The organism is Streptomyces sp. NRRL F-6492 (assembly GCF_001280125.1).
In the GTDB taxonomy this organism is placed as follows: domain Bacteria; phylum Actinomycetota; class Actinomycetes; order Streptomycetales; family Streptomycetaceae; genus Streptomyces.
On the sequence record NZ_LGEG01000072.1, the window covers coordinates 1 to 3,924 of the forward strand.

The following is a 3,924-nucleotide window of genomic DNA, read 5'->3' on the forward strand; positions in this document are numbered from 1 at the left end:
CCCCCGCCCCCCGCCGCGCAGGCCGTCCGGGGACCTGCCCGGGGCCCGGCACCTTCCGCCTGGCAGGAACGTGACACCGCACGGAAACGCGCTGGTGGAGGGCGCGTACGGCGTGGGGGCGGGCGCTGTCCCCAACCGGCCACGCGGTTGGCGCCAGCCGTTCCCCGGTGACAGGCCACCCCTCCGCGGGCCAGTCTTGGACACGTCGAAGCCGCCCGGCAGAGCCCGGGAGCGGCCTCGGGAGAACCCCCGCGACGCCCCGTCCCGCACCGCCCCGAAAGGTAGTCCCGCCATGCCCAGCAACGCCCGGTTCGCCACTTTCGTCCGCCTTCGGGTCCGCGCCGTCCGCACCGTCCTCGGCCTGCTCGTCCCCGCGGCGGCCGCGCTGTCCCTCGTCCTCGCGGCCCAGCCGGCGGAGACCGGCGCGGCGCCCGTCACCGCCGGGGACATCGCGGTGACGGGGGCGACCGCCCAGGACGGCGGCGACGGATTCTCCTGGGGCTGATCGTCATCTACCTCGTCGGCATCTCGATGAGAGCACCGGACGACGATCCCCCGGCGGACGACGACCCCCCACCAGCCCCGTCCGCCGCCCGCCTCGTCGAGACGCTGCACCGCCTCGCCCGGCCGCAGGACCGCTTCGACTCCGCGCGGGCCCTGGTCCTCGGACCGACGGTCCGACTGGCCCTGTACATCCGGGGCCCCGACGAGGTCGAGGCCGTCGGTCACGCGCTGCTGCTCTGCCGGCTCCTCGTCGGACACTCCCCCGAGCTCTCCCGCCACCGCATCGCGGACTTCCGGCTCCTCTGAGACGCCCCACCGCGCCCGGCACGGTCCCGGCCCCCCACTTCCCGGAACACCCCGTCACCCCCAAGGAACCCCCATGCCCAGGGCCCGTCCCACGGTGTCCGTCATCATCCCCAACTACAACTACGAGAAGACCCTGAGCGCCTGCCTCGCCTCGGTCCTCGCCCAGACCCACGCCCCCCTCGACGTCATCGTCGTGGACGACGCGAGCACCGACCGGTCCCGGGACATCGCCCGCGAGTTCGGCGTCGTCCTCATCGCCCAGCCCCACAACCGCGGGGTCTCCGCCGCCCGGAACGCGGGCGCCGCCGCCGCCCGGGGCGAGGTCCTCTTCTTCCTCGACTCCGACACCGCGCTCCATCCCGAGGCCCTGGCCCACGCCGCCGACATGCTCCGGGACGACCCCGGCCTCGGCTGCGTCCACGGCGTCCTCGACCCCGAGCCCCTCTTCGACGACGGGCCCGTGGAGCGCTACCACGCGCTGCACGCCCACTTCTGGCGCCGGCGCGCCGTCGGCGAGGTCCGCACCGCCTTCTTCGCCCTCGGCGCGATCCGCAAGGAGGTCTTCGAGGAGACCGGCCCCTTCGACGAGAACCTCCGGGACTCGGAGGACGTCGAGTACAGCGGCCGGCTCGTCCGCTCCCACCGGATCGTGATGACCGGGGCGATCCGCGGCCGGCACGACGACGTCGACCGGCTCGGGGCGATGCTCAAGGAGCAGTACCGGCGCTCCCAGCTGCTGATCGCCGCGCTCGGGCAGATGCGGGAGGGCGGTCTCACCGCCAACCGGCCGCTCGGCGTCCTCGCGGCCGCGCTGACGCTCCCCGCCCTCCTCCTCGGCCTCCTCTCGCCCTGGCTGCTGCTCGTCCCCGCCCTGTGCGCGCTGGTCTTCGCCTGCGCGGACCCCGGCCTGAGCCGGTTCGCGCTGCGGACCCGGGGGCCCGGCTTCCTCCTGTACTTCACCGCCGTCCACTTCGTGCTGCACCAGGCGATCGTCCTCGGCGCGGCCCGCGGCGCCGTCCGCTGGCTGACGGAGCCGGACTTCGGACCGAGCGTCCGGCGCCGCCCCGGGCCGGCCCCGGCGGCCTCCCCCACGACCTCCGCGTGACGCCCGCCCCCCTCCGTACGGCCCCGGCCCCGACGCCGATCACGGCCCCGGCCCGTACGCCCGCCCCAGCCCTCCGTACGACCCTGCCCACAGGAGTCCGTTCATGGCCACGCCCGTGCTCACCGGCAGAGAGGCACCGAAGGCCCGCCCGCCTGCCTCCCCGCCCTCCGGCCGCCTCGCCGACCTCGTCTCCCTCGTCCGCCCGGGACAGTGGACGAAGAACGCGGTCGTCGTCCCGCTCGGCCTGCTCGCCGCCCCCCGCCTCGACGGCGGCGTGCTGGGCGGCACCCTGGCCGCGGTCGGCGTCTTCACCCTCGCGTCCGCGCTGATCTACCTGGTCAACGACATCGGGGACCGGGACCGCGACCGGCGCCACCCGGAGAAGCGGCACCGGCCGATCGCCGCCGGCCGCACGAGCGTCGCCGCCGCCGTCTCCTTCGCCGCCCTGCTCGCCGCGCTCCTCGCGGCGACGGCCGGCCTGACCGTGCTCACCGGCACGGTCGCGCCCGCCGACTGGTGGCCGGTCGCCGCGTACGTCGCGCTCAACGCCGCGTACAGCAAGGGGCTCAAGCACGTCCCGCTGCTCGACGTCTTCATCGTCGCCCTCGGCTTCGTCCTGCGCCTCGTCCAGGGGTGCCTGGCCGCCGGGAACCCGGTGCCGAGCTGGCTCGTGCTCTGCGTCTTCTCCCTCTGCCTGCTGCTGATCCTGGGCAAGCGGCGCCACGAGATGGCGGTCGGCGGGGTGCTGCACCGGCCCGCCCTGCGCGGCTACACCCTCGGCTTCCTCGACCAGCTGCTCGCCTTCGCGGCCGTGCTCACCGCCGTCAGCTACGTCCTGCAGATCCAGACCACCCCGGCCTTCGGGACGCACGGCCCGCTGGTCGCGGTGCTCACCGCCCCGTTCGCGCTCTTCGGACTCGCCCGCTACCTCCAGCTCATCGTGGTGGACGCGGGCGGCGGGAACCCCTCGCGGGCCCTGTTCCGCGACCGGATGACCGTCTCCAACGCCCTCCTCTGGATCGTGCCGCTGACCGGCGCGTGGCTCTTCGGCCAGACCGGCCCGTGGCGGTGACGACCACGGCGGCCCCCTGCGCCGCGCCCTGCCCGTCCTCTTCCCCGTCGCGGTCGTCACGGGCGTCGGCTTCGCCCTGTACGACCGGGCGGGCGAGCTCGCCGGACTCGTCCTGCGGCCGGCCTCCGTCCCGTACCTGCTGGTGGCGCTCGCCGCCAACGCCCTGGCCGTCCTGCTCTCCATGGCCACCTGGCGGACGCTCCTGTCCGACCTGGGGCCCGGGGTGCCCGGCCGGACCGCGACCCGGATCTACTTCACCTCCTACCTCGGCAAGTACGTGCCGGGTGCCGTCTGGGGCGTCCTCGCCCAGCTGCGGATGGGCGGTGCGGCCGGGGTGCCCGCGCCGGTCGTGCTCGCCGTCTTCCTGCTCAACCTGATCGTGGCCGTCCTCACCGGCCTCGCCGTCGGCCCCCTCGCCGCGCCCTGGACGCTCGGCGCCGAGGCCTGGTGGCTGGTGCTGCCGGGCGCGGTGACCCTGGCCTGGGCGGTACGGCCCGGACTGCTCCACCACCTCGCCGCGTTCGCCGCCCGGCTGGCCCGCAGGTCCGCCCCGGCGACCCGGGCGAGCGACCGGGGCATGCGCCGGGCCCTCGCCTCCGCCACCGCCTCCTGGGCGGTCTCGGGACTGCACCTGTGGGCGCTCGCCGTGATGCTCGGCGCCCCGCCGCTGACCGCGCTGCCGGTCTGCGTGGGCGGCTTCGCCCTGGCCACCGCCGCCGCCAGCCTCGTGGTGGTGCTGCCGGACGGCTGGGGCGCCCGGGAGGGCCTGCTGCTGCTCTCGCTGACCGCCGTCCTGCCCTGGCAGGAGGCGACCGCCGTCGCGGTCGCCAGCCGGCTGGTCTGCACCCTCAGCGAGGTCCTCGTCGGGGGCGCCGCCCTCCTCCTGACCCTTCCCCGCCGCCCGGCCCCCTCCCCCGCCTCCACCCCCGCCTAGGAG

At 75.9% G+C, this 3,924-nt stretch carries 5 protein-coding genes; all 5 read left to right on the forward strand.

Features of this window, described 5'->3' with window-relative positions; genetic code table 11:
- Nucleotides 1-292: 292 nt before the first annotated feature.
- Entirely contained in the window at nucleotides 293-505 is a 213-nt protein-coding gene (locus ADL08_RS36510) for a hypothetical protein (RefSeq protein WP_053641487.1), read from the forward strand.
- A 26-nt stretch (nucleotides 506-531) separates the two neighbouring features.
- A complete protein-coding gene (locus ADL08_RS08665; RefSeq protein ID WP_053641488.1) occupies nucleotides 532-810 on the forward strand; it encodes a hypothetical protein in 279 nt (92 codons plus the stop codon).
- A gap of 73 nt (nucleotides 811-883) precedes the next feature.
- Nucleotides 884-1,915, forward strand: coding sequence for a glycosyltransferase family 2 protein (locus tag ADL08_RS08670; RefSeq protein ID WP_053641489.1), 1,032 nt, complete (start codon nucleotides 884-886; stop codon nucleotides 1,913-1,915).
- Between the two features lie 103 nt (nucleotides 1,916-2,018).
- A complete protein-coding gene (locus tag ADL08_RS08675) occupies nucleotides 2,019-2,987 on the forward strand; it encodes a UbiA prenyltransferase family protein (RefSeq protein ID WP_053641490.1) in 969 nt (322 codons plus the stop codon).
- Nucleotides 2,988-3,015: 28 nt separating this feature from the next.
- Nucleotides 3,016-3,921 (forward strand): lysylphosphatidylglycerol synthase domain-containing protein, encoded by a 906-nt coding sequence (locus tag ADL08_RS08680; protein WP_267889557.1) that lies wholly within the window; start codon nucleotides 3,016-3,018, stop codon nucleotides 3,919-3,921.
- Nucleotides 3,922-3,924 lie beyond the last annotated feature (3 nt).

What these genes read in the sequence shown, in the direction of transcription:
- ADL08_RS08675 (WP_053641490.1), top strand. Translation starts at nt 2,019, where the DNA reads ATGGCCACGCCCGTGCTCACCGGCAGAGAGGCACCGAAGGCCCGCCCG.
- ADL08_RS08665 (WP_053641488.1), top strand. Translation starts at nt 532, where the DNA reads ATGAGAGCACCGGACGACGATCCCCCGGCGGACGACGACCCCCCACCA.
- ADL08_RS08670 (WP_053641489.1), top strand. Translation starts at nt 884, where the DNA reads ATGCCCAGGGCCCGTCCCACGGTGTCCGTCATCATCCCCAACTACAAC.
- ADL08_RS36510 (WP_053641487.1), top strand. Translation starts at nt 293, where the DNA reads ATGCCCAGCAACGCCCGGTTCGCCACTTTCGTCCGCCTTCGGGTCCGC.